This is a genomic window from Bacteroidota bacterium, from assembly GCA_017303975.1.
Classification (GTDB): Bacteria; Bacteroidota; Bacteroidia; order JAFLBG01; family JAFLBG01; genus JAFLBG01.
On record JAFLBG010000003.1, the window covers coordinates 84,395 to 108,944 of the forward strand.

The following is a 24,550-nucleotide window of genomic DNA, read 5'->3' on the forward strand; positions in this document are numbered from 1 at the left end:
AATGAATTAGCTTGTAAATACAGATTATGAGAAGGTTTTTGAAAATACTTGCTTGGTGTTTTGGGTTGTTACTCGTTTTTCTTTTTAGCGTTGTTGCGCTTGGGTTTTTATACGAAAAAGAAATAAAGCAATATGCAATAAAGGAACTTAATAATTATTTGCTTACTCCTGTTTTTATAGAGCCTGAAAATATAAATTTTACCTTCCTAAGATCTTTTCCTAATGCAGCTCTTGAGTTTAGAAATGTTAAGGCATTAGAAGTACCTAGCTCTAATGTGAAGAATGAAAACGCAAAGGTGGATACCTTGTTTTCGTTGGGTTTTGTGGGTTTCGAATTTAATATTATTGATGTATTTAAAAAAAAATACAATATCAAAAGTATTAAGGTTTCAGACGGGTATTGCCACACAAAAATATTTCGAGATGGAAGTGATAATTTTCATTTTTTAAAAACAACAGATTCGCTCAGTGTTAAAGAGTCTTCAGCTGTTTCGTTTGATGTGAAATCAATGGTATTTGAAAAAATACGCATTACTCATACTGATTTTAAAAGTGATTTCAAGTTAGATTCTTATATTGAACACAACACTCTTTCTGGGAATTTTAAAGAGAAAATATTCGATTTAAAAATCAATGGCAGTTTTCTTGTCAATAATTTCACGTTAAAAAAGACAAGCTATGTATCTGCAAAAAACATTGATTTAGGAGCAGTTTTAAAAATTAGCGAATCCGATGTTTTGTTTAAAGACGCTACCGTTGTAGTAAATGATAAGTTGAAGTTTGATGTAGTAGGAAAAATTATCCCCGCAAATACGTATACCGATATAGATGTTTCTATTTCAGGAAAAAAACTTGACTTAATTAGCTTGCTCGCATTAGTGCCGAAAGATTTTTCTCGGAAGTTTTCAGATTATTCTAATGCCGGAAATGTAGCATTTTCAACAACAATAAAAGGAGTCGTTTCCGATACAGAAATGCCTATTATTAAAGGTTTGATTAGTGTTGTAAATGGGAGCATAAGTCACAAGAAAGTAGATTCTGCTATTGATAAAATAAATTTTGATGCCGAGTTTTTGTATGAAAAACATAAGAAGAGTATAACGAGCGAGTTTAAAATACAATCCTTTTCCTGTCGCATAAAAAACAACCCAATAGCTGGGAGTATTATTGTTACCGATTTTGCAAATCCCGAGATGGATTTATTTTTAAAAGGATTAATTGATTTGGAAACTATTTCTTCTTTTGTTCCCGATTCAATTGCTCAGTCTTTTTCCGGACAGTTGAGTGTGTTAGTATATTACAAAGGTAAATTGGCTGATATCAATAGCTTTCCGAAGCATCGAAAAACTGCATCCGAAGTTTCCGGAAGGTGCAGATTAGTAAATGTAAAGGGTGATTTTAAAATGTTGGATATGTCTCTTGACAGTTTATCCGGAGATTTTTTAATTGAACCGGAGCAATTAGTTGTATCCTCTGTATCGGGCATACTTAATAAAACAAAATTTTCTGCAAAGGGGTTTTTGAAGAATCTTATTCCTGCAATTGTAGATACCACTGTAATTATACAACTCAGTGGATTAGTTGAAATTGATAAAATTAATTTGAACAATACTTCTTCTGGAAGTTCCGGTGGGGCTGTCTTTTATCTGCCTACTAATTTGAATGGCTCAATTAGTTTTACATGCAATAAATTTAATTTTAAGAAATTTGAAGCCACAGCTATTTCGGGCGAGCTCGATTTGAAAAATCAACAATTGTTTTTTCATCCTGTAAGAATGAATACGGCTGATGGAGAAGTTTCTGCTACCGGTTTTTTTGATACAAGGGATGTTTCTAATATCTCATTGGTGTGCGAGTCGACAATAGATAAAGTAAATCTCACGAAAGTGTTTAATCAGTTTGATAATTTTGGTCAACAAACATTATCCGCAGATAATATTAAAGGTATTGCTACCGCAGATATTTCTTTACAAGCATTTTGGGATAAAAGTTTTACTCCTAAGTGGGATAAGCTAATAACAACATGTAATTTAACCATAGATAAAGGTGAGCTTATTAAATATGAACCATTGAGAGCTCTTTCTAAATATATTAAACTTTCCGAGCTGGAACATATTAAATTTTTTACATTGAAAAATCAGATCGACATCAGAAATGAGAAAATTGTAATTCCTAAAATGGATGTAAAGTCCACAGCAATTGATATTGTGTGTAGTGGTATGCACGGATTCGATAATAGTATCGACTATAAAATTAAGTTATACCTGAATGATATTTTATCGAAGAAAGCAAAGAAGGCAAAGAGAGAAAACGATGAATTTGGTCAAGTTGAAGATGATGGATTGGGCAAAATAAGTTTGTTTGTTTTAATGACGGGCACGGTAGATAATCCAATTATCAAGTACGATAGAAAATCTGCATTTAATTATGTAAAGCAAGATATGCAAAAAGAAAAACAAGAAATAAGGAAAATTTTTAAAGAAGAATTCGGAAAAGATAATAGCAAATCTGAAAAGAAAGAACAAGAATCGGATAAGATAAAGGTAATTTGGAAGGAAGATAAAAAGGATGCGAATGGTAAAGATGAGGATGATGATTTTTGAGCTATTTAGCTCTTCGAACCCCTAAAATTGCGTATCTTAAACTAGATTGATTGTAACAAAGTTGTAAGAATGAATATTTATTCAAAAAAACGTAAGTGGAAAATAATTTTATTTGTTAGCGCTATTGTCATAGTTGCGATCTCTTTATTTTACACCAATACGCTTGTGAATAAGATTGCACAGGAGGAGCGCAAGAAAGTGAAACTTTGGGCAGATGCCATTCAGAAAAAAGCAAGTCTAGTAAAATATACGAACGAATTGTTTGAGAAGATTAAGAAGGAGGAAAGGAAAAAAGTGGAGTTGTGGGCGAAAGGCACTAAAATGCTTGCAAATCCAGCATTGCAAATAGATGACTTAAGTTTTATTTTCGAAGTTATAAAGAACAATGAAACCGTGCCCGTAATATTAGCGGATAGCAAAGGCACTGTTATAGCCACTCGCAATATTGATTCTGTATTGCAGAGCAATGCCGATTATTTGCGCCAAGAAATAGCAATAATGAATGCTTTGCAACCCCCAATAGAAATAGAGATATACAAAGGTCAAAAGAATTATTTGTATTACAGAGATTCACGTTTATTTAATGACTTGAAAATTGTATTAGATGATTTAATTAAATCATTTATCTCGGAAGTTGCTATTAATACGGCCTCTGTTCCGGTTATTTATACCGACTCTACCAGAATACAAGTTGTTGCATTTGGGAATATAGATTCTGCTATTGTTTCTGACAATGCGGAGCTGCAAGCAACTATAAAATCTATGGAGGCTCAGAATAAACCAATAGAGATTGAACTAAGTAATAATGAAAGGTATTATATTTTCTACAACGATTCTTTTTTACTAACTCAATTAAAGTACTATCCTTATTTTCAATTTTTAATTATAGGATTGTTTCTTTTCATAGCTTACACCTTATTTAGTACCGCTCGTAAAGCCGAGCAGAATCAAGTTTGGGTTGGAATGGCCAAGGAAACGGCACATCAGCTTGGTACGCCTCTCTCTTCTTTATTAGCATGGGTTGAATATTTAAAATTGAAAGGATTGGATGCCGAAACTATTCATGAAATACAAAACGATGTGTCGCGACTAGAAACTATTACCGAGCGCTTCTCCAAAATAGGTTCAACCCCGGTTTTAGATTTGCATAACTTGGAGGCGGTATTGTCAGAATCTGTTGATTACATGAAAAAACGCACTTCGAAAAATGTGTTGTTTGAGGTCAAGAATAATGTAAGTTACGATTTGCAAGTAAAAATAAATAAACCATTGTTTGAGTGGGTTATAGAAAATTTATGTAGAAATGCCGTAGATGCAATGGATGGTAAGGGTTCTATTTATATTGAAGTTTCTGACCAAACCCAATTTGTGTATATAGACATTTCTGATACCGGAAAAGGAATGCCAAATTCTAAGTATAAGACAGTTTTTGAGCCAGGTTATACTACTAAACAAAGAGGGTGGGGCTTGGGCCTTTCGCTGTGTAAGCGAATTATCGAAAACTATCATCAAGGTAAAATTTTTGTCAGATCATCTGAAATAGGAAAGGGAACAACATTTAGAATTGTGCTTGCCAAATAATGTCATCAATTTATATTCATATTCCTTTTTGTAAGCAAGCGTGCATCTACTGCGACTTTCATTTTTCCACACAAACTAATTATGTAGATGATTTTGTAAAGGCGTTAGTGCAGGAAATTCATTTGCGCAAAGATTATCTTCAAAATAGAAATATTGAAACAGTTTATTTTGGCGGAGGAACTCCCTCTATTATTAGCTCTGACCATTTGTTTAGAATTATCGAGGCGCTTCACCACGTATATAAAATTAGCTCTACTGCCGAAATTACACTAGAGGCTAATCCGGATGATGTAACAGAGCAAAAGCTACGAGATTGGATAGCAGTGGGAGTTAATCGGCTTAGTATTGGTACGCAATCGTTTGATGAAAATGATTTGCAATTGCTCCATAGAGCCCATAATGCCAGTCAAGCGGAATATTGCATTAAACAAGCACAAGATAAAGGAATAACAAATATCAGTATTGATTTGATATACGGATTGCCGAATTCTACCTTGCAAACGTGGGATGCAAATTTGAGAAAGTTTATAGCATTTCAAATCCCTCATTTATCTGCATATTGTTTAACGGTAGAGCCAAAGACTGTTTTAGCGCATCGTGTAAAAAATAATTTAACCCAATTGCCAACGGACGAAAAGGCTGCCGCTCAATTTATACACCTACTTGATTTTTGTGAGCACAACAATATAATTCAATACGAGATTTCTAATTTTTGTAGGCCCGGTTTTATTTCCAAGCACAATAGCAACTATTGGAAGAACAAAGAATATATAGGCTTAGGGCCATCGGCACATTCTTATAGTGGAACAAGCAGACAATGGAATGTATCAAACAATCATTTGTATATAAAGTCTGTTGTTTTGGGTAAGCTTGATTTTGAAAAGGAAAAATTGGCAAAAAACGATTTGTTTAATGAGTATGTAATGACATCGTTGCGCACAATGTGGGGTGTGGATAGAAATTATATTGTGTCTCAGTTTGGCAATGAGTATGAGAGCCATTTTGCAGAAGGAATTGCTCCTTTTGTAGAAGGAAAGAACGTGCTAGTAAAAGAAAATAATTATACGTTAACAAGAACCGGAAAATTAATAGCAGATAAAATTGCTTCCGATTTATTTTTTACAAAACATGAAAATGGAAAGTACAATCAAGTATAAAAACGATACATATAAATTTGATTTATCTCAACCTCTTGATATATCAATGTCGTTGAGCAATACAGATGCTAATGTTAAAGCCTGGTATGTAGGTAATCCGAAATTTGAGCCAGTAGTAATGGGCAATTGGGTAGGAGATGTGAATCAAGGAGGTTCGGTAAATTTTAAAAATTTATTTATTAACCCACATGGCCATGGAACCCATACGGAATGCGTGGGGCATATTAGCACGGAAAACTATACGATAAATAAATGCCTTACTAATTATTTTTTTATTGCTCAGTTGATTTCTGTTGAGCCAATTGAGGTTGGAAAAGATAAGGTGATTGTGAAAAAGCAAATAGAGCAAATAATAAATCGGTCTGTGCAACCCGAAGCACTTGTAATTAGAACACTTCCAAATACGAAGGAAAAATTGACAAAGAATTATAGCAATACGAATCCGCCTTATTTACATCCGGAAGTTTGCGAATTTTTGGTAGAATGCGGTATAAAACATTTGTTGATAGACTTACCCTCTGTTGATGCGGAAGTAGATGGAGGAAAATTGCTTGCACACAGGGCATTTTGGCAATATCCCCAAAATACACGAGTAAACTGTACTATTTCTGAGTTGATTTTTGTACCGGAAAATATACCGGATGGAATTTATTTATTGAATATTCAGATTACTTCTATTGAGAGCGATGCATCTCCATCAAAACCTGTTTTGTATAAATTAGACAAGGTATTTTGAACGTAGAATTTTAATGTGGTGCTCTGTATGTCCTGCAATCATGTATAATAGAGCTCTTACTGAAGCTTGCTTACCATCGGCAGTTCCTTTTTTTTCTAAATCAAGATTGTCGAAGGTTTTAAAAAGTGCGATGTTAGCGCCTCTTACATAGCTAAATTCGTGCGCTAAATCGTACAAACTTCTTCTAGAAAAATTTCCATTCTTAACGTACATATCACTGTCAAATCCGGGCAAAATACTTTCATCTCCTCTTACATAGCGCAATACACGATAGCCTACAACTCTTTCGGTATCTATTATGTGCCCAATTACTTCCTTTATTGTCCATTTGCCGGGAGCATAGGAATGGTCTTCCATATCTTCATCTACGCTTGATAATACAGCTCGAATAGAAAGCGTTTGCTCTTCCAAAACTTTAATTACGTTGTCTCCGTTAACTAAAGAAATATACTGCTCGTAACTTGTAGGGTACTCGGAAGCTTGCGGACGACTCATGACAATGGTTTTACAGATTAGTTAAATGGTAGACAAGCTGTACTGTATCAATAATGCTAAAGCTTAAGCAGTGCCAGATTTTCTAACACCTGCAACTTTCACTTTTCCTGCACTTGTTTTACCTACTTTTGCAACAGACGCTTTCTTTGTTTTTTTAACAGCGTCTTCCTTCCCTGCGGCTAGTGCTTTAGCAGCTTTGTCTGTTTCTTCGCCTGCTTTTTTATCAGCTTCTTTATCTTTTAGTAAATCATTTTTTTGCAAAATGTTATACCAGCCAATAATTTTTTTGATGTCGGATGTATGAACTCTTTCTTTGTCAAACTCAGGAAAGGCCGATTCAAAATACTTTCTTATTTGAGCATCATCTCCTTTGATTTCTGCAGCAGCACCTTTTTCTTTAGTCATTATTTTTTTTAATACCTCTGCCAAGGGTACATCATCTCCTGTAGAATAAACGCTAATTTCTTCTATCGTACTTATTTTATAGCTGGAGTATGCAGGAATTCTTCTTTTATCCAACAACGACTCTACTATAAATCCATTTTTAGATTGAGCTACTACTTTAAAAAGTCCACTCATTCCTGATATTGATATAATTCCTTTTAAATCCATAATTATAAGTTAGATATTAATTTTGTTCTAAAATAATGATTTTATTCTATTATTAGTTTTTCTACCTCATGAAAATTCTTGTTTTTTATTGTAACGAAGTAAATTCCTTTTTCTATTGCCGGTAAGAGAATTTTTGTAAGCCTGTTTCCATGCGCCTTAGTCTGAATTAAAGTGCGACCTAGAGCGTCACTTATTGAAAGTTGAAATTCCTCCTCTTTATCGTTGTTTATTTCTAGGTTAAAATACCCACTGCTAGTTGGGTTGGGAAATAGATGAATCGTAATTAATGGTAGTGTAGATTTATTAATGCTTAATGCGTATTGGTTCCAATTTACTTGGGCGTTTTGCGCACTCGCTTTTAAATCAGCAAGGCTATCTCCTGCAAGTATTGCAAACCCTACAATTACAGAGTCATTTGCGTTAATGGAATATGGGCCGGTACTTACCAAGCTTATAATGTCATCTCCATTGCCGGATCCTCCTGCATTTGAACGAGGCGTAGATAATGCAATGTATTTCTCCGCTGTATCAAAGCCATCACTCACGTTTATTCCGCCAGCTCCATTGTTATTATTGTCTAGGGCATAATGATTTGCTCCCGCACTGGTTGACACAACTTTTATACCACAGTAAAGACCTTGATTTGCGGTGTGAAATGCGTATCCCATATTTGTTGAAGCATCAAATGCGGCTTTATTTTCTGTGTATGTTAAGTCGTCAATGTCCCAATCTGCCAGTATGCCTGCATATAAATTGTTTAGGGGTGTATTTCCGGTGTTTTTAATCACATATTTTAGAATGATATACTTGGTGTGTCCCGCAGTATTCCATGCATGCGCGCTATGTCTTACGGAAACAGGAAGTGCATTGGCTCCTGCTCCACTATCGTTAAAAAGGCCTTCTATGTCAAAGTTTGAAATGATATTAGGGATTTTTTTTACAACAGTAGTTGCAATAAAATCAGAATCGTAATTGCCGCTTGCTGCCCTAGCTCTGTCAGAAACACTCAGCGTAGACGTTCCAATCATAAAACTGCTTTCGTACAATAAGCTGCTGCTACTTTTATAAGTAAATCCAAGTCCTTCTGTTTGATTAATATTGTTAAAACCAATTAATCCCTTGCTGGTAATAGTTGTGCTTATATCGTTAATAGATACGTCTATATAATCAGCATTAATAAGTATTTCAAAGTAATCGTTGTGGGTTACAGTTCCATCGCTTATAGATACACGCAGTTTGATACTAGTGTTGATGGGGACTGTATTTGTTATTGTAAGTAGAAATGGGTCTGTTGTGTTTTGAGCGGAGCCCAGCGTGTTTAAGGCTCCTAGTGTTGTAGTGCTATCTAATAGCGCAACATAGTTGTTTCCCGAGATTACTGAAAGAGAAGCCGTAAGACTGGAAATTGGCGAGAGGTAGTTTAGAAATGTTCCTGTAATTCGTATTGTATCATTTGTGAGAAAAATGTCGTTGTTGTTGTCAGTTTCTGTATGTGTTGTCAACGAAAAATATTTTGTATTTGTATTGGTAAGTGCTTTGTACAGATTTATTCTACCCGTTCCTAGTTTGTTTTTATAAGAGGGGTTATTAAGTGCATCTATATTATCACATGTAGCTTTTAATTGTGCTGCAATTTGTCCGGATGTATAGCTTGGGAAAAAAGATTTTACAATGGCTGCCGCACCTGCTGCATTTGGCGATGCCATAGATGTTCCGCTCATTGTTGAATAGCTATTCCCTGAAATAGTAGAGTAGATGCCATCTCCGGGAGCGCATAAATCAACTTGGTAGGACCAGTTAGAACCTGCCCATTTAATATCGCTTCCATTTGTTGCAGCTACCGATAGCACGTTGTCTAGCGCAGCAGGATAGAAATTCATAAAAGCACCGTTGTTCCCTGCGGCAGCAACTATTAGGGCGTTATGGTTGTATGTTGCATAATTTACCACTGTTTGTCCGAAAGGGGAGTATGTAGGAGCCCCCCAGCTGCAATTTATAATTTTACAATTATGGTCTGCAGCGTACACAATACTTTGGTATGCTCCTGTTAAAAAGCCACTTGCATTTGTGGCCTTAATCGGTAAAAATTTACAAGTAAATCCTATCCCCGCTACACCAATTGTGTTATTGGTACTTGCCGCTGCAATGCCCGAAACATGTACTCCGTGGTCGCTTCCTTGATAGCTAGGGTCATTGTCGTTAGAACCCAAGTCCCATCCCATATAATTATCTACATAACCGTCTCCATCATCATCAATCATATTTAATGGGTCGGAGTAGTTGTATTTTATATTATTTTTTAGGTCGGGGTGAGTTAGTTCTACTCCACTATCAATAATTCCAATTACCACATTTGTATCGCCTCTGGCGGTGGTAGTGTTTATGCCCCACGCACTGTCTGCCCGCATTTTTTGAATATGGTACTGCAAGCCAATATTGGCATCATTGGGAGTAAACGATACCGACTTTGGCAGGTAATAGGGTTGAACATATTCAAAAATACCTATTGAGTAAAGTTGGTTAATTGTTTTTTCTAAATTTTTAGTTGAGCTATAGTATAGGGTATAAATAAGAGATAGGTCTTCTAGTTTTTGTCCCAAGTTATTGTAAGTTTCTGCTGGAGCTGTGTGGTTAGGAAATATTTTTTCCAGTTTAGTTACTTGTATAGCAGAAAATAAAGTAGAAATTTTTTCTATCCCATCAATCGATTTGTTTGAGCAATTAGCTCGATAACTACTTTTTACCTTAAAAATAACAGTGTTTGGTAAATACTCATCAGCAGCTATTTCAGGCATCTTAAAGTATGTTTGACTCGTTTTCGGATAAGATAGCGTTTGGTTAATCCCAACAAAAGAGAAAAGCAAAAATAAGAGGGTACTGATTTTTTTAAACATACAGAAAATCGATGATACTTAATATACGCAAAAAATGCAGTTAAAGCAAGTTGTTTATGGATGTATAGTCTGGAATTTCATTAAGAAAAGTATGTGAATTGGTTGCTATATCTAGTTTGCATGTTGTATGTGTTATTCCATTTGTTGCAATTAAGAAAGGCACTTTAAGCTCAATATTATATACCAGTGCCTGCTCAAAGACTACATTGTTAATTGCAATATCCGGAGCCTTGCATTCAACTAATAACAATGGTTTTCCTTTGGTGTCGTGAATTAATATGTCGGTTCTTTTAGTTACTTTGTGTACTTTTAATAACCGTTCTACTTTTAGTAAAGAAGCCGGATAATTTTTGTGTAAAACAAGGAAGTGAACAAAATTCTGTCGAACCCACTCTTCGGGAGTAATTACCACATATTTTTTCCGAATGATGTCGAATATTTGTAATTTATCAGACTCATTATCCAATCTTATTTTGAAATCGAAGGTGGGTAAATTGAGTTGTGGAAATTGCATTTAAGTAAGGTAAAAAATAGTACGAGTACATGCAAGAATTTGAACAAATTGTAAGCGAATTAAAAAAGCAAAAATTTGCGCCCGTTTATTTTTTAATGGGGGAGGAGCCTTATTTTATTGATGCAATAGCTGATTTGATTGAGAATAAAATATTAGATGAGTCTGAAAAGGAGTTCAATCAAACTGTTGTGTATGGAAAGGATACTGATGTTTTAAGTGTAATTAGCGCTGCTAAGCGTTTTCCAATGATGAGCGAAAGGCAGGTGGTAATTGTAAAGGAAGCTCAAAATTTGAAAGATCTAGTAGGAAGAGAAAAGGCAGATGATGATGGGAAAAGCAAACATCCATTTGTAGTTTATCTAGATAATCCGCAGCCTTCCACGATTTTGGTTTTTTGCTATAAATATAAAACAATTGATAAGCGGACTTCATTAGCAAAAGCAATTGCCAAAAAAGCTGTATTGTTTGAGTCCAAAAAATTATACGATAACAAAATCCCAGACTGGATAGAAGCTTATTTGAGATCAAAAGGATATTCAATAGAGCCGCGTGCAGCTGCTATGCTTACAGAGTATTTGGGTAATGATTTAAGTAAGGTGGCAAATGAGTTGGATAAATTGATGATTAATCTCCCAGCAAAAAGTGAAGTTACTATTGAACATATCCAAGCAAATGTAGGAATTAGTAAAGATTACAATACGTTTGAACTACAAGCAGCTTTGGGTAGAAAAGATGTTTTAAAAGCCAATAAAATAGTTAACTATTTTGCTGCGAATGAAAAGGATAATCCAATGGTTGTTACCATTAGTACATTATACGGCTATTTTTCTAAATTAATTATATATCATTCCTTGCCCGATAAATCGAAAATGGCTGTTGCTTCAGGGTTGGGGGTTAATCCATTTTTTGTACAAGATTATGAGCGCGCTGCAAGAATGTATTCGCTCCCGAAGTTAAGAGCAATTGTTAATTATTTGCGTGAATACGATTTAAAATCAAAAGGCGTTGATGCCGGAAATATTCCCCAAGGAGAATTGTTGAAAGAAATGGTGTTTAAAATATTACATTAAAATTAATAAGATGAACTACTGGCTTGTAAAATCAGAACCCTTTAAGTATTCGTGAATCTTGTTTGTGGTATTCAAGGCAACGATTCTGCTGTCCACTTTATATTTATAGTAAATTACGTTTTTTTTCAACTTTCGCAGTTAAAAAACTTGACAAGCTCTGATTTTGTAATTTAGAATCAATCCATGAAATAAAATCAATATACTCTAGTGATTTTGCTTCAATAGGGTTGTTGTTAATAATAGATTGTAATTCTTTTTTTAGTAATGTAAAATCCTTTTTTTTAGTTTCATTGGAATTGCTTTCGGTAGCTGACTTTTGTAAAAAGCGAATTAATGTTTTTTCCATTTCATTAAGTCCACCTAGTTTTTTCAATAATCGTATAGTTGAATTGGCCATGTTGTTTATCAAATCATAGCAATTTGTCTCGTAGTAAATAAGTAAGCTGAATAATTTCGAATAACATACAATGTTTTTTGAAATTAAATTTTGATCATTGGTTATTTTAGCAAACAAGGTAAGAGCTTTATTGTATTTTTCAAGAATAAAAAGTATAGAAGCCATATTGAAGTATAATTGATATAGTTTAAACTTTATTTTATCCGTCTCTTTTACATTATTCAACCATTTTAAAATATCAGGAATATGCTGCTCAATATCTTTGTACTTGCCATATTGTAGGTAAATTTCGGTAAGGGTGCAATAATATCTTACCTCAATTTCATCCTGATTCATAACGGTTTGTGGGGGGATTGCTTTGTAAAAATTTAAATACTTTATTGCCCTCTCAAATGACACTTCGGGAATGTAAACAATTGTAGATAATATATTTCCAATGGTTAATATGTAGCGTAAGCTAAATAATTGATACAAATTTTTATCCGAGTCAAGAATAGTTTTAATTTTCAAGAAATACTCCAAGCTTTTTCTGTAGTCTCCTTCGCAGTTTAAATAGTATATGCCACTTATATAGTTGAATATTATTTTTGCTCTTTTAGAGAGGGCATTTGACTCATGAGAGAATAGCTTATTCGAAAAAAGATCAACATATAATTTTTTGCTCTTTATATTTTGTGCTCTGCCCACGGTTAAAATAAGTACTCCAAGCTTTCCTTCTAAAACAGCAAATCGAGTAAGGTTTTCAAACACATTTGTATAGTGGACTATCGCTTTACAATTTTTCTCAAAAACAGTTTCTAACACTTTCAAATCTTTAAGAGTAATGTATATACGTTGTTCGGCTGTTAGTAATTCAATTAAACTATTAAACTGTTCGTATTTTATAGCGATAGACTTTGCTTTTGAAATAACTGTTAAAGCTTGGTAGTAAAGATTCTTTTGTTGAAGTAGTTCAATATAGTCAAGTAGTTCTCGAAGCAATAATTGTGGAGTTTTCCCGCTGTTAAAAGACCTGAGACTCTTTAATAGTCTTTGTTGTAGTCTGTTCTTGGTCACACGAATATGTGTAATCTTTAGTTGTTCAATCTCATCTTTGTTTTTGTCAATAAGGTCGAACAATTTAGAATAACTACTATCCTTTTCATAAAAGGAGTTATACATCTTAAAGTATCTTTTCTCATTCATTGTTAATGAGTGAATTAAAGTTTTAATGGAGTCTTTCTTTCTCATGTTTTTTGCCCTTGAGGCTATTTCATTAAGTAGTTTAGTTTTATTTAATTTTTATTCGTATTCGATTAGAAATTATAGTTCTGTTAGCTCCCGTTATCTATTCAAAAAAAGTAGTATGTCTTGTAATAGCTGTTTTTGAAATAGGCGAAATGTGTTTTCATTTATCACTTTTTTAGAAACGAAAATATTGATACGATCGTATCTTAAATAATTTTTTATGCAATTTAGCATATTAAATCTAAAATGTTACAAATGAAATTTTCTGAGTTGTTGTCACAATGTAAGATAAGTACATTAAGAAAAATTATATACTATGTTAGTCGGTAATACCAACTTAAGGTTTTTAGTTGCATTACTTATGTTGTTTGGGGCAAGGGCGTGGGGCACGAAGAATATTAAAATGGATTGGTCAACGTATGTTGGTTCTACACAATCAACAAGTTATTCCTCGGTACGAGATATGGCTATTGATAATGCCGGCAATATATATTGCACCGGTTATTATGAAGGTAATTTTCCTGTAACTGATGGTAGCGTGAACAAAGGTGGGCAAGATGTATTTATCTATAAACTCGATCCAACCGGTAGTAACCTTATTTGGAGCATATCTATTGGAGATGTGGCTCATGAAAGAGGAAATGGAATAACTATAGACCATGCTGGAAATATATATATAACAGGGTTTACTTATTCGCCTAATTTTCCAACTACAGCAGGAGCATATAACCAAAACTTAAACTTAGGGGTAAATAATCCTTTAGAATCAGATGCATTTGTGATGAAGCTCGATAACTCTGGGAATATTATATACTCTACATTTATTGGAGGCATTGATACAGAGGCGGGTGATGATATTAAGGTAAATGCGGCCGGAGAAGCTATTGTGTATGGGTTAGTAACTGAGCTTTTTAATCCCAATTCTTTTCCAACAACTTTTGGTGCATATGATAGCACATACAATGGGGGGCAAGACGACATTGTCATATTCAAGCTCAATAGTACTGGATCTTCCTTGCAATATTCAACTTATATAGGAGGAGATAGGTCAGACGGCTCTGCTGCATTGTCAGCAAGTTTTGGCACCGCAAGTACAGGTAAAGGTTTATATATAGATGCGGCAAGTAACATTTATATAACAGGTTATACACTTTCGAAGAATTTCCCTACCACATCAGGATGCTATGATGCAGTTATGAATACAACTACTACCGCTTGGAAAAAGGATGTTGTTATATGTAAGTTAAATCCTTCAGGGAATGGTGCCTCTGATTTGGTTTGGAGTACATATTTAGGTGGTGATGATGATGAATATGGAATTGACTTAACCCTAAATTCCGCACAAGAAGTTGTAGTTACGGGGGTAACTTATTCTGCAAATTTCCCTACCACGCCTGGGGTTTATGGTATAAACCGGATTGGAAGTACCGATGCTTTTATAAGTATTTTATCTAATTCGGGAAGCATGTTACTCAGAAGTACTCATTATGGAGCACTTCCCAATTGGGGGGCTATTGTAGGTTCGAATATTAAGTGTGATGCCAATGATAATTTGTTTATTTGCGGCTTTGCCAACTTTCAATCTGGAATCCCAAATCTATGTAGCGGAACTACTATTGTTTCCAGAGGAATGTATGTTGCAAAATTAAATGTGGCTTTAACATCGGTACTCTCAAGTAATGTCTATGGAACCAATGGGCAATCGCTTAGGCATAGTATGGAATATAAATCTACGGGGTGTGATAACTATATCGTTATTGCTCACGATGCCGTAGGACAAGCCAATCCTCTTTTGAACCCAAACTTCCTAACTACTTCTGGAGCCTATCAAACCTCACCTCCTTCGGCAGGAAAATCTTCCACAGCAGTTTTTAAACTCATACAAAAAAGTAATGTTGGATTTGTTACTTCCTCTGGAACAATAGCTAATTGTTCTACACCCATTACTTTTACAGACACAACAAGCCAATGTAATAAATGGGATATAACTACCTCATACATGTGGGATTTTGGCGATGGTAATACTTCATCGGCCACAACTCCAACACATAGTTATTTAACTCCTGGCACCTATTCAGTTAAAATGAAAGTTGCCTGCCCCTTGGATAGTGTCACTTTACAAATAACAGTAGCATCGCCCACATTGGCTGCGGGGATTCTTACCAACGATACAACGCTTTGTGATGGAAGCTCACTTATACTGAGTTCAACAGGAGGGCAAAATTATTCGTGGCAGCCATCAATAGGGTTAAATGCTACAAATACAGCTACAGTTTTGGCAACACCAACTACTTCGGCAACATATTATTTAGCAATTACTACAGCACAGGGTTGTATACTAAAAGATAGTATTGCTATAGCAATGATAAATGCGCCACAAATAATAGTAAATGGGGTCTCTGGGTTTTGTGCAGGAGATAGTACGCAACTAATAGCATCAAATGCATCCGGATATTTATGGAGCACAGCCAGTACTAATGTTGCCATTACAGTAGTTCCTGTTGCAACTACAACTTATACATTATTCGAAACTTCAGGGGTTTGTAATTTGTTTGATACTGCGACTATTACTGTGCATCCCGATCCACTTGTGTCAATTGTATTGCCAACAAGTTCAGTATGTGTGGGGGAAACTATAACTCTCACAGCAAATGGAAATGGAATAGCCTACTCCTGGGCTCCCGCCAATACCCTTAGTGTGTCAAGTGGTACAACTACTATAGCCTCACCAACAATATCTACAACTTATTCCGTTCAAGCATTAAGTGCATTTGGATGTACAGCAACTACTACTGTATCAATTCAAATGGTTCAGCCTCCTGTTGTTTCATTGAGTAGTAATACTACTATTTGTAACGGTGCAAGTGTATCATTAAGTGTTTCAGGTGGCACCAATTATTTATGGAACAATGGTTCTAGCAATACATCGATCACCGTATCGCCTTTGGCAAATGCTGTTTATACTGTGTCAGTTTCTAATGGCAGTTGCACTTCGGTTGATTCTGTTTTAATTAATGTATTGCCTATGCCTACCATAAGTTTGTCGCCCAACCAAACAATTTGCTCATCGCAAGCAATTACGCTTACAGCATCCGGAGGAACAACTTATTTGTGGAGTACTGGAGAAACCACTACATCTATTGTAGTTTCACCCGCCACGACTTCAATTTATTCAGCAAGTGTGTATAACAGCAATTGCATTACAAGTGGTAGTGTAACCATTGTTATATCTCAACCAATAGCTGATGCAGGTGTTGACATTACACTCACTGAAGGAGAAAGTGCAACACTAAATGCAACCGGAGGAATTAGTTACAATTGGATTCCAATTTCAAATTCTAGTTGCGCCAATTGTCAAACAACAGTGGTTACGCCTAGTGTTTCAACGATGTACTACGTTACAGTAACAGATGCGTATGGGTGCTCTGCAATGGACTCGGTATTTATTCTTATTGATGCTAGTTGTAGTAAACAAGCGCTTTTTGTTCCTAATGCCTTTTCTCCCAATGGTGATGGGCAAAATGATGTATTGAAAATTTATGGGACAGCTTGCGTAAAAAAACTACTTTTTACTATATACAATCGTTGGGGCGAAAAAATAATAGAGACAGAAGATATAAACTTTGAATGGGATGGTGTGTTGAAGAATAAAAATGCGGATACCGGTGTTTATGTCTATAAACTTATTTCAACCACCACTAAGAATCAAAATGTTTCCGTATCTGGAAATATTACCTTAGTAAGGTAGATGCTTAGTTTAAATTATTTCTAGTTTATTATAGAAGATGGGTGAAATAAATTTAATTGCTTCTAGTTCTAGAAACCCATTTACTTTTGTGTTAAGATGTATATGTTATTTCGAACGACAAAAAGAATATTATTTATAATCCAACAAACTTAGATTCAGATGCACGCATACGTGTAATCAAACGAAGTAAATTCAACGCTGTAAATATTCTTAACAAAACTGACATTCGCATATATCCGAATCCCTCCGAAGGTCTTATTACTGTTTATGACACTTTGCAAAAATGTACTAATGCAGAGTTATATACCGTAAGTGGTACAAAAATTATGGATGCCGAAATGAAAAATGGCATAGCAACTTTTACCACCTCCTAATTGCCCAAGGGAATTTATTTTTTGAAACTAAATCGCAACAGTCACACCTTGCAAGTTGAGAAAGTAGTAGTAAAATAGCCATCTGTAATTTTCCAACACAACAATTGAGTGGGGGTATAAACTGTATATTTTTGCGCTGTTTCAACAAATTTTTAGAAATCTAAAATGTAACAAAGTCGATAGTTTAAATTGATTTGTTTTACAATTAGAAGTACCTTTTGTTATTGCCTAGCGATTGGGCAGGAAATGGGGGGCATGTTCAACTCCTTCGAATAGAGAAAAAGAGTTTGTGTTTATTATAATTTATTTAGATAAATTGAAATTTGATCATGTAAGTGTTATCAATTGAACAAATACAAATGATAAAGGATAATATCAAATATAGTTTTGTATTCTATTGCGTTTTGAGCTTTAGTACAGCTCTTTCCGCAAGTGTACTATTTGATCATACAAGTAAAAAATATTTATTTTACGCCATATCCCAATCCGACACGGTGATTTATGAATACGATGCCAATTTAAAAGGAACATTGAAATCTCTTAAGTGCTTTCCTGACGGGTTGTCCAAACCTTTTTTTTATCCAAGTAATGGTGGCGGAATTAAGGTAGAGTATTTTGGAAATACATACTACCCTACCGGGAACAATATATTGTACACCCTTTTGTCGTGCACTAATAACGGAGATACCCTGGATGTGCATTGGAATATGAATTTTGGTGTGAGCTCCATTAATTATCATTACTTTTTTTATTTAAAAAACAAAAAAAGTTTGGCCATAAAAGTTACCTGCAATTCCAATTATGGCTCTCGTTTTGATCTTGACCGGGCAGCTAATTGTGTAAATCCAAAAGTAATTGGCATACCTTATTTACCAATGATAAACGTATTGTTCTCAAACAATCATTTTACAACCCTTTATACAAATTGGGAGAATACCGAAAGTTCAGAAATATTTCCATACAGCTCTGTCTATTCAAGCTCATCGGTATATTTTGCTCAACGAATGGAATATGAGTGTCGGGCCAACTTTACACGAAGAAACATTTATGAAGAAATTATTTTAACGTGCTCCGCCAATTTAGATAATGTTTTGCCCGATATAAATAATCCTGTTTCTCCCTACCTAAAAAAATCGGGTGAAAGTCTTATTTTCGATTCATGGATTGGCTCATTTGCTAATGTGTCGAAATATATTGATACGCTAACTAATGCAGGGGTGACCAATGTGTGGAGTATAATTCACAATTGGCAGTATGGTGGTTACGACAATATGTTTCCACAATTTATGCCAGCCGGATCTATGTATGGAGGTGATAATGCGCTAATAAATCTTAAGAATAAAATAAAATCACATAATTATTTGTTTACTCTCCACGAAAACTATGTTGATTATTATCCAAACTCTGCTATGTATAATTTGCCGGATGTTGCGCTAAATGCAGATGGCACTCAAAAAACAGCCTGGGTAGGATCTTATCAAATGAAACACAACAAGGTGTTTAATTATGCGAATTTAATGGCTCCACTAATTCATTTAACATACAATACCGATGGATGCTATTTGGATGTTCACTCAGCCACCAACCCTTCGAGTAAAATAGATCATGATGATAAAAATGTGGAGAGTGTTTCTTTTAAAAGCGTATTAAAGTCATACCAACAATTAGCATTAAATTTAAGAACCCATCACAATGGCCCAATCTCGGGCGAAGGAAATAACCACTTTTTATACAGTGGATATTTTGATGATTTTGAAGCGCAATTAAATTGTGGAAAGGATCTTAAATACTCACAAGGAGAAAGACTTCCCTTGTTGGTTAATTTCAAATTAAATAAACTACATCATCTGAATGTATCGCATGGAGTTGGCTACATCGAAAGATTTTACTCCAATCCATTAGACGGAGAATCTGTTTTTAAAAAGTATTCGACAGATTCTGTACTTACCTATATCGCCACCCAATTAGCTTATGGAAATGGAGCGTTTATTCCCACACCAAGTCTATTAAAATCGTTTTCTAAGGTTGCCAAAATACAATACAACTATGTATACCCTGTTCAGAGGAAAATTTACAATGCAACTCCTGTTTTTATTTCATATAACCTAAATGGACAAATGCTAAATGCCTCTGACTATATTCGTGCAGCCGACACAAACTACGACAGCCTTTATCATGACAACTTTATGTCGCAAGTAAAAGTAGAATATAACAACGGGGTGGTGGTATATGTAAACCGAAATAAAAATAAATCCTGGAACGTTACGCTGCCACAAAGTGGTATATTGAGTTTTAATTGTACCATAAATGGTAAGGATTCGCTTTATTATGGTTCAACTAATTCTACATCCTTTACCCTTCCTAAGAACAACGGATGGTTAGTGTATATTCCGGAGCTAAGAATTACAGCAGCTTCCGATTCACTTTGTCAAGGAGATAGTTTAAATTTAGTAGCCAACGGTGCACATCAGTATAATTGGTTTCCACAAAATGCAGTTGGACAAACCAATTCGGTTGCGCCAACAGCCCAAACTACATACACATTGGTAGGAACAGATATTAATGGCAATATAACAAGTACAACAAAAACCATTTATGTAAAGTCGTCACCAACACTTTCTGTATATTCCACAGCAACTAAACTGTGTGCTGGTGACTCTGTTGTTCTACAAGCTAACGGAGCAGTTGCTTACAATTGGCAGCCAACAAATAATACTAAAAGCTCATTCGTTGACTCTCCAACAAATACAACCACCTATTTGGTTACTGGAACAGCTGCAAATGGATGCACTGCACATGCCCAAATTACAGTTCTCGTCAATCATTTTAATCTATCTATAGCCCTAACACCAATTACTACGTGCTACGACTCTAACGGAATTTCACTTTTAACTGGAGTAAACAATGCTGACTATTATACAGGAACCGGAGTTTCCGGGTCTAACTTTTTTTGCACTATAGCTGGGGTTGGCACGCACACTGTTTTGCACCATTACATAGATAATAACGGCTGTTTGGGAATTATTCCCCAGTCTATTACTGTTGTGGAATTACCTCAAAAACCTACTATTCTGCAAAGTGGATATAGTTTATTTACCGATGGGGTGTATAACAATTGGTATTTAAACGGTCAATTAATACCAAATTTTAATGGGCAAACCATAGTCATATCGGAGAATGGTATTTATACTGTATGCGCTTTGAATGAAGATGGGTGCGCAAGTTGCTCTAATGATATACAGGTGATAGCTCTGTCTCAGGATGAAAACTTCCCAGCAAAAAGACGGGTAGACGTTGCCCCAAATCCTGTTTTAGATGGAAGAATGAACATTGTTATATCCGGATTTGAGAACGAAAATTTGAATATGATTTGTATGATTGATATAAACAACAAAATTGTAAAAAAAATTAAAACCGAATCAAAGAAAATTAGTGTTGATACATCAGATCTAGCCCCAGGAATGTACTTTTTAATGGTTAGTAACTTTACGACAAAAATTATTGTGAAGTAAATCCATTGCCAGTTTATAGAACAAAACACCCCCAAACTATAATTTTTACAAGAAAAATAAATACCCTACATTTAGTTTGTAAAAATTCCCCCTTAAATTTTATGTGTTTAATTATATGAATTACTGGCTTGTAAAATCAGAACCCTTTAAGTATTCGTGGGATAAATTTGTAAAGGACAAAAAAGCAACGTGGGATGGTGTGCGGAATTATACCGCCCGCAATTTTTTAAAGGCAATGAAAAAAGGCGATTTTGTTCTTTTTTACCATAGTAACGAAGGACTTGAAGTGGTTGGAATTGCGAAAGTTGTAAAAGAATATTACCAGGACCCAACAACAGATGAAACTGCTTGGGTGGTAGTAGATATTGCTCCATACAAAAAATTAAAAAAGTCGGTTACGTTAGCTGCTATTAAAAAAGAGCCAATGCTAAAGAATGTGTACTTGGTTAAGCAAGCTAGGTTGTCTGTAATGCCTTTAAAGGTAGAGGAATTCGACAAAATTATAGAAATGTCTGAATCAGCGTAAATCCGTTTAATTTTATAATCCACCGCTTATACAGTTGTAGTTATCCTACACTTAAAAATGTATATCTTGCATCTTGCTTATTAATGATATGACAAAGAAAATACTTAAACTTCAATTTATATTTTTGTTTTTTGTTGCACATATTGCTGCGCAACAGTCTCAAAATGCCAATATTCGCGGATTTATCTATGCAAAGGACAATGGCGAGCCGGTATTGTTTACCAATGTTTATTTAAAAGGAACTTCTTATGGCGCTACATCCGATGTAAATGGTTATTATTCCATTACCAAGGTCCCTCCCGGAAGCTATGTGTTAATGGTAACGTATCTTGGTTACGATACCTTACAAGAAAATATTACAGTAAAAGCAGGAGAAATTGTAACAAAAAAAGTATTTCTGAATAAGGCAAGTGTAAGACTTGGTGCTGTTGAAATATCGGCAGCAAAAATGGAGCGAAAAACAGAAACCCAAGTTTCTGTAAATAAAATTACTCCCAAAGAAATTAATTTAGTGCCATCTGTTGGAGGAGAACCCGATTTAGCACAATACCTGCAAATTTTGCCTGGTGTAGTGTTTACTGGCGATCAAGGTGGGCAGCTCTATATTCGTGGTGGTTCTCCTGTGCAAAATAAAGTATTGCTGGATGGGATGATTGTATATAATCCATTTCACTCTATTGGATTGTTTTCTGTGTTCGATGCAGATATTATTCGTAATGCAGACATTTATACCGGAGGTTTTGGTGCAGAGTATGGAGGACGTATATCTTCTATTATGGATATAAAAACACGTGATGGAAATAAGAAAAGAATATCAGGTAAAGTTTCCGCCAGTCCGTTTGTAGCTAAAGCACTACTTGAGGGACCCCTAAAAAAGAATTCTGATGAAGATCGTGGAAGTTCCTCTTTTGTGCTTAGTGCCAAGCATTCTTATTTGCCACAAACGTCCAAAGCTGTTTATAATTATGTAGATACAGCTGGTTTGCCATTTGGGTTTACTGATTTTTATGGTAAAGTATCTGCTAACAGTGCAAACGGAAGTAAGATAAATTTGTTTGGATTTAATTTTAGAGACAATGTAACTTATAAAGCATTATCAAAACTAAATTGGAAATCATCGGGTGTAGGAAGTAATTTTATTCTTATACCACCATCTTCAGCAACATTGATTCAGGGTAATTTTGCGTTCTCCAAATATGGAGTAGAAATGTTGGGGCAGTCTGATGAAAAACCACGCAAAAGCGATATAAATGGGTTTAATGCAGGATTGAATTTTACCTATTTTTTCGGATTGAACGAGGTGCAATATGGACTGGATATGCTTGGGTTTAAAACCAATTTCGAGTTTTATAATTCCGTAAATCAATTTATTAGCCAAACAGAAAACACTACCGAGTTAGCTGGATTTGTGAAGGTTAAATTTTTAGGCAAGAAGAAGAAACTTATTTTGGAACCAAGTTTTAGAGCACACTACTATGCTTCATTGGCAAACTTTTCTCCGGAACCTCGCTTAAGTGGTAAGTACAATATCACCAATAAGATTAGATTTAAATTTGCAGGAGGATTGTATTCTCAAAACTTAATTAGCGCTAACTCAGACCGGGATGTAGTTAATCTATTTTACGGATTTCTTTCCGGATCAGATAATTTGCCTGCACGTTTTACAGAAGAAGACGGTTCTGTGAGAGATGTTAAACACAAACTACAAAAAGCTAATCATATTATTTTAGGAACTGAGTTTGATTTAACTTCTAATTTAGAATTGAATGTAGAAGCATATCAGAAAAATTTTACACAGCTAACCAATATCAATAGAAATAAACTGTACGAAGACAATGCAAATTATGCAACCAAGCCGGATGCGTTGAAAAAAGATTTTATTATTGAAACCGGTTATGCTCGTGGGTTAGATTTCTTGCTAAAGTATGATTACAAACGTTTCTATGTTTGGACAGTATACTCGTTGACCTATGTAAGACGCTGGGATGGTATAGAGAAATACGCTCCCCACTTTGATAGAAGACATAATATCAATATTGTTACAGCGTATAAGTTTGGCAAACACACAGATTGGGAAGTTGATCTGCGTTGGAATTTCGGCTCTGGCTTTCCATTTACACAAACACAAGGATTTTATGAGAAGCTATCATTTACCAATGGTATAAATTCCAACTATACTAATCAAAACGGAGAATTGGGTATTTTATATAGTTCATTGAATGGTGGTCGATTACCCGATTATCACAGATTAGATATTACAGTTAAAAAAAGGTTTGAGTTTTCTGAACGTAGCCGAATGGAAGTCGCTGCTGGTGTTACAAACGCATACAATCGTGACAATATATTTTATTTCGATAGAATTTTGTACAAGCGTGTAAATCAATTGCCATTGCTACCTAGCTTAAGTGCTAATTGGACTTTTTAGTTGCACGTACCATTTCTCTTTTGCCTGGAGGGCCTTGCAGACTTTCAACTTCAAAACCGATAGATTTTAAATTTCTTTTTAATTCGCCTTTTGCACAATAGGTAACGAATACACCGTTGCTCGCTAAATTTGAATACAATTTTTCAAATAGAAATTTTTCCCACATATCGGGTTGTGCTCTTGGCCCAAAAGCATCGTAAAAAACAATATCGAAAGAGTTTGGGAACACTGTTTTTTGTAGTGTTTCTTTTTTTTTCTCAAAGTAAAAATTAGTGCTTAGTTCTATGTTGTTTTCAAAATCACAGCTATGTATTAATTCGAATATGTTCTGTTCTAAATCGCTCAAGCTAAGTATTGTCGAGTAGTTCAGCTGACTTACAATTGCAGTGTCTATCGGATATGGTTCTAGTGCAACATAATTTATTTTTAAAGGGAGATTGTTTTTTGCTAAATACTGCCACGCTAAAATCGAGTTTAATCCTGTCCCCAAGCCAACTTCCAGTATAGTTATGTTTTTTGTAGTTGGATTATTCTTAATATAATGAGTCAATCCATTCTGTATAAAAACATGATTAGACTCTTGTATAGAGCCATGTGTAGAGTGGTAGGTCTCATTTAGTGTTTTGTTGAATAAAGTATGAGAGCCATCTTCGGTTGTTATCAGTTCTACTTTCATACG

Annotated in this window: 15 protein-coding genes; 9 read left to right on the plus strand and 6 right to left on the minus strand. The window is 34.9% G+C overall.

Going from position 1 to position 24,550, the window contains the following annotated elements; genetic code table 11:
• Positions 1 to 26: 26 nt before the first annotated feature.
• The 4 genes from J0M08_02100 (at position 27) to J0M08_02115 (ending at position 6,077) form a co-directional block, all read left to right on the plus strand.
• The gene (locus J0M08_02100; GenBank protein MBN8701827.1) at positions 27 to 2,603 is read left to right on the plus strand and encodes a hypothetical protein; all 2,577 of its coding nucleotides are present in this window, start codon (positions 27 to 29) and stop codon (positions 2,601 to 2,603) included.
• Positions 2,604 to 2,672: 69 nt separating this feature from the next.
• Positions 2,673 to 4,184, plus strand: coding sequence for a HAMP domain-containing histidine kinase (locus J0M08_02105; protein ID MBN8701828.1), 1,512 nt, complete (start codon positions 2,673 to 2,675; stop codon positions 4,182 to 4,184).
• Positions 4,184 to 5,341 carry a radical SAM family heme chaperone HemW gene (gene hemW, locus J0M08_02110; GenBank protein MBN8701829.1) on the plus strand — a complete coding sequence of 386 codons (1,158 nt, stop codon included), beginning with the start codon at positions 4,184 to 4,186 and terminating at the stop codon, positions 5,339 to 5,341. The genes J0M08_02105 and hemW overlap by 1 nt, the downstream gene beginning before the upstream one ends.
• Positions 5,319 to 6,077, plus strand: a complete 759-nt coding sequence (locus J0M08_02115; protein MBN8701830.1) for a cyclase family protein — start codon at positions 5,319 to 5,321, stop codon at positions 6,075 to 6,077. The genes hemW and J0M08_02115 overlap by 23 nt, the downstream gene beginning before the upstream one ends.
• Here J0M08_02115 and J0M08_02120 read toward each other — a convergent pair.
• The 4 genes from J0M08_02120 to J0M08_02135 all read right to left on the minus strand — a co-directional run bounded on the left by J0M08_02120 (position 6,060) and on the right by J0M08_02135 (position 10,592).
• Positions 6,060 to 6,572 (minus strand): DinB family protein, encoded by a 513-nt coding sequence (locus J0M08_02120; protein ID MBN8701831.1) that lies wholly within the window; start codon positions 6,570 to 6,572, stop codon positions 6,060 to 6,062. The genes J0M08_02115 and J0M08_02120 overlap by 18 nt on opposite strands.
• Before the next feature lie 63 nt (positions 6,573 to 6,635).
• Positions 6,636 to 7,184 (minus strand): DUF5606 domain-containing protein, encoded by a 549-nt coding sequence (locus tag J0M08_02125; GenBank protein ID MBN8701832.1) that lies wholly within the window; start codon positions 7,182 to 7,184, stop codon positions 6,636 to 6,638.
• Between the two features lie 41 nt (positions 7,185 to 7,225).
• Positions 7,226 to 9,979, minus strand: a complete 2,754-nt coding sequence (locus J0M08_02130; GenBank protein ID MBN8701833.1) for a S8 family peptidase — start codon at positions 9,977 to 9,979, stop codon at positions 7,226 to 7,228.
• 139 nt (positions 9,980 to 10,118) lie between these two features.
• Positions 10,119 to 10,592, minus strand: coding sequence for a type I restriction enzyme HsdR N-terminal domain-containing protein (locus tag J0M08_02135; protein MBN8701834.1), 474 nt, complete (start codon positions 10,590 to 10,592; stop codon positions 10,119 to 10,121).
• A 29-nt stretch (positions 10,593 to 10,621) separates the two neighbouring features.
• Here J0M08_02135 and holA point away from each other — a divergent pair, with 29 nt between their 5' ends.
• Positions 10,622 to 11,662, plus strand: coding sequence for a DNA polymerase III subunit delta (gene holA, locus J0M08_02140; GenBank protein ID MBN8701835.1), 1,041 nt, complete (start codon positions 10,622 to 10,624; stop codon positions 11,660 to 11,662).
• 103 nt (positions 11,663 to 11,765) lie between these two features.
• Here the strand turns inward: holA and J0M08_02145 are convergent, their stop codons facing one another.
• Positions 11,766 to 13,289, minus strand: a complete 1,524-nt coding sequence (locus tag J0M08_02145) for a hypothetical protein (protein ID MBN8701836.1) — start codon at positions 13,287 to 13,289, stop codon at positions 11,766 to 11,768.
• 313 nt (positions 13,290 to 13,602) lie between these two features.
• Here J0M08_02145 and J0M08_02150 point away from each other — a divergent pair, with 313 nt between their 5' ends.
• The 4 genes from J0M08_02150 (at position 13,603) to J0M08_02165 (ending at position 23,871) form a co-directional block, all read left to right on the plus strand.
• On the plus strand, positions 13,603 to 17,034 hold the full coding sequence (locus J0M08_02150) for a gliding motility-associated C-terminal domain-containing protein (protein ID MBN8701837.1): 3,432 nt from the start codon (positions 13,603 to 13,605) through the stop codon (positions 17,032 to 17,034).
• A gap of 733 nt (positions 17,035 to 17,767) precedes the next feature.
• A complete protein-coding gene (locus J0M08_02155) occupies positions 17,768 to 20,920 on the plus strand; it encodes a T9SS type A sorting domain-containing protein (GenBank protein ID MBN8701838.1) in 3,153 nt (1,050 codons plus the stop codon).
• Between the two features lie 115 nt (positions 20,921 to 21,035).
• A complete protein-coding gene (locus J0M08_02160) occupies positions 21,036 to 21,446 on the plus strand; it encodes an EVE domain-containing protein (protein MBN8701839.1) in 411 nt (136 codons plus the stop codon).
• Positions 21,447 to 21,534: 88 nt separating this feature from the next.
• A complete protein-coding gene (locus J0M08_02165; protein ID MBN8701840.1) occupies positions 21,535 to 23,871 on the plus strand; it encodes a TonB-dependent receptor in 2,337 nt (778 codons plus the stop codon).
• Here the strand turns inward: J0M08_02165 and mnmD are convergent.
• Positions 23,855 to 24,547 (minus strand): tRNA (5-methylaminomethyl-2-thiouridine)(34)-methyltransferase MnmD, encoded by a 693-nt coding sequence (mnmD, locus tag J0M08_02170; protein ID MBN8701841.1) that lies wholly within the window; start codon positions 24,545 to 24,547, stop codon positions 23,855 to 23,857. The genes J0M08_02165 and mnmD overlap by 17 nt on opposite strands.
• Positions 24,548 to 24,550 lie beyond the last annotated feature (3 nt).

Excerpts from the sequence above, each read along its gene's own strand:
- J0M08_02100 (MBN8701827.1), top strand. The coding sequence starts at position 27 with ATGAGAAGGTTTTTGAAAATACTTGCTTGGTGTTTTGGGTTGTTACTC.
- J0M08_02105 (MBN8701828.1), top strand. The coding sequence starts at position 2,673 with ATGAATATTTATTCAAAAAAACGTAAGTGGAAAATAATTTTATTTGTT.
- hemW (MBN8701829.1), top strand. The coding sequence starts at position 4,184 with ATGTCATCAATTTATATTCATATTCCTTTTTGTAAGCAAGCGTGCATC.
- J0M08_02115 (MBN8701830.1), top strand. The coding sequence starts at position 5,319 with ATGGAAAGTACAATCAAGTATAAAAACGATACATATAAATTTGATTTA.
- J0M08_02120 (MBN8701831.1), bottom strand. The coding sequence starts at position 6,572 with ATGAGTCGTCCGCAAGCTTCCGAGTACCCTACAAGTTACGAGCAGTAT.
- J0M08_02125 (MBN8701832.1), bottom strand. The coding sequence starts at position 7,184 with ATGGATTTAAAAGGAATTATATCAATATCAGGAATGAGTGGACTTTTT.
- J0M08_02130 (MBN8701833.1), bottom strand. The coding sequence starts at position 9,979 with ATGCCTGAAATAGCTGCTGATGAGTATTTACCAAACACTGTTATTTTT.
- J0M08_02135 (MBN8701834.1), bottom strand. The coding sequence starts at position 10,592 with ATGCAATTTCCACAACTCAATTTACCCACCTTCGATTTCAAAATAAGA.
- holA (MBN8701835.1), top strand. The coding sequence starts at position 10,622 with ATGCAAGAATTTGAACAAATTGTAAGCGAATTAAAAAAGCAAAAATTT.
- J0M08_02145 (MBN8701836.1), bottom strand. The coding sequence starts at position 13,289 with ATGAGAAAGAAAGACTCCATTAAAACTTTAATTCACTCATTAACAATG.
- J0M08_02150 (MBN8701837.1), top strand. The coding sequence starts at position 13,603 with ATGTTAGTCGGTAATACCAACTTAAGGTTTTTAGTTGCATTACTTATG.
- J0M08_02155 (MBN8701838.1), top strand. The coding sequence starts at position 17,768 with ATGATAAAGGATAATATCAAATATAGTTTTGTATTCTATTGCGTTTTG.
- J0M08_02160 (MBN8701839.1), top strand. The coding sequence starts at position 21,036 with ATGAATTACTGGCTTGTAAAATCAGAACCCTTTAAGTATTCGTGGGAT.
- J0M08_02165 (MBN8701840.1), top strand. The coding sequence starts at position 21,535 with ATGACAAAGAAAATACTTAAACTTCAATTTATATTTTTGTTTTTTGTT.
- mnmD (MBN8701841.1), bottom strand. The coding sequence starts at position 24,547 with ATGAAAGTAGAACTGATAACAACCGAAGATGGCTCTCATACTTTATTC.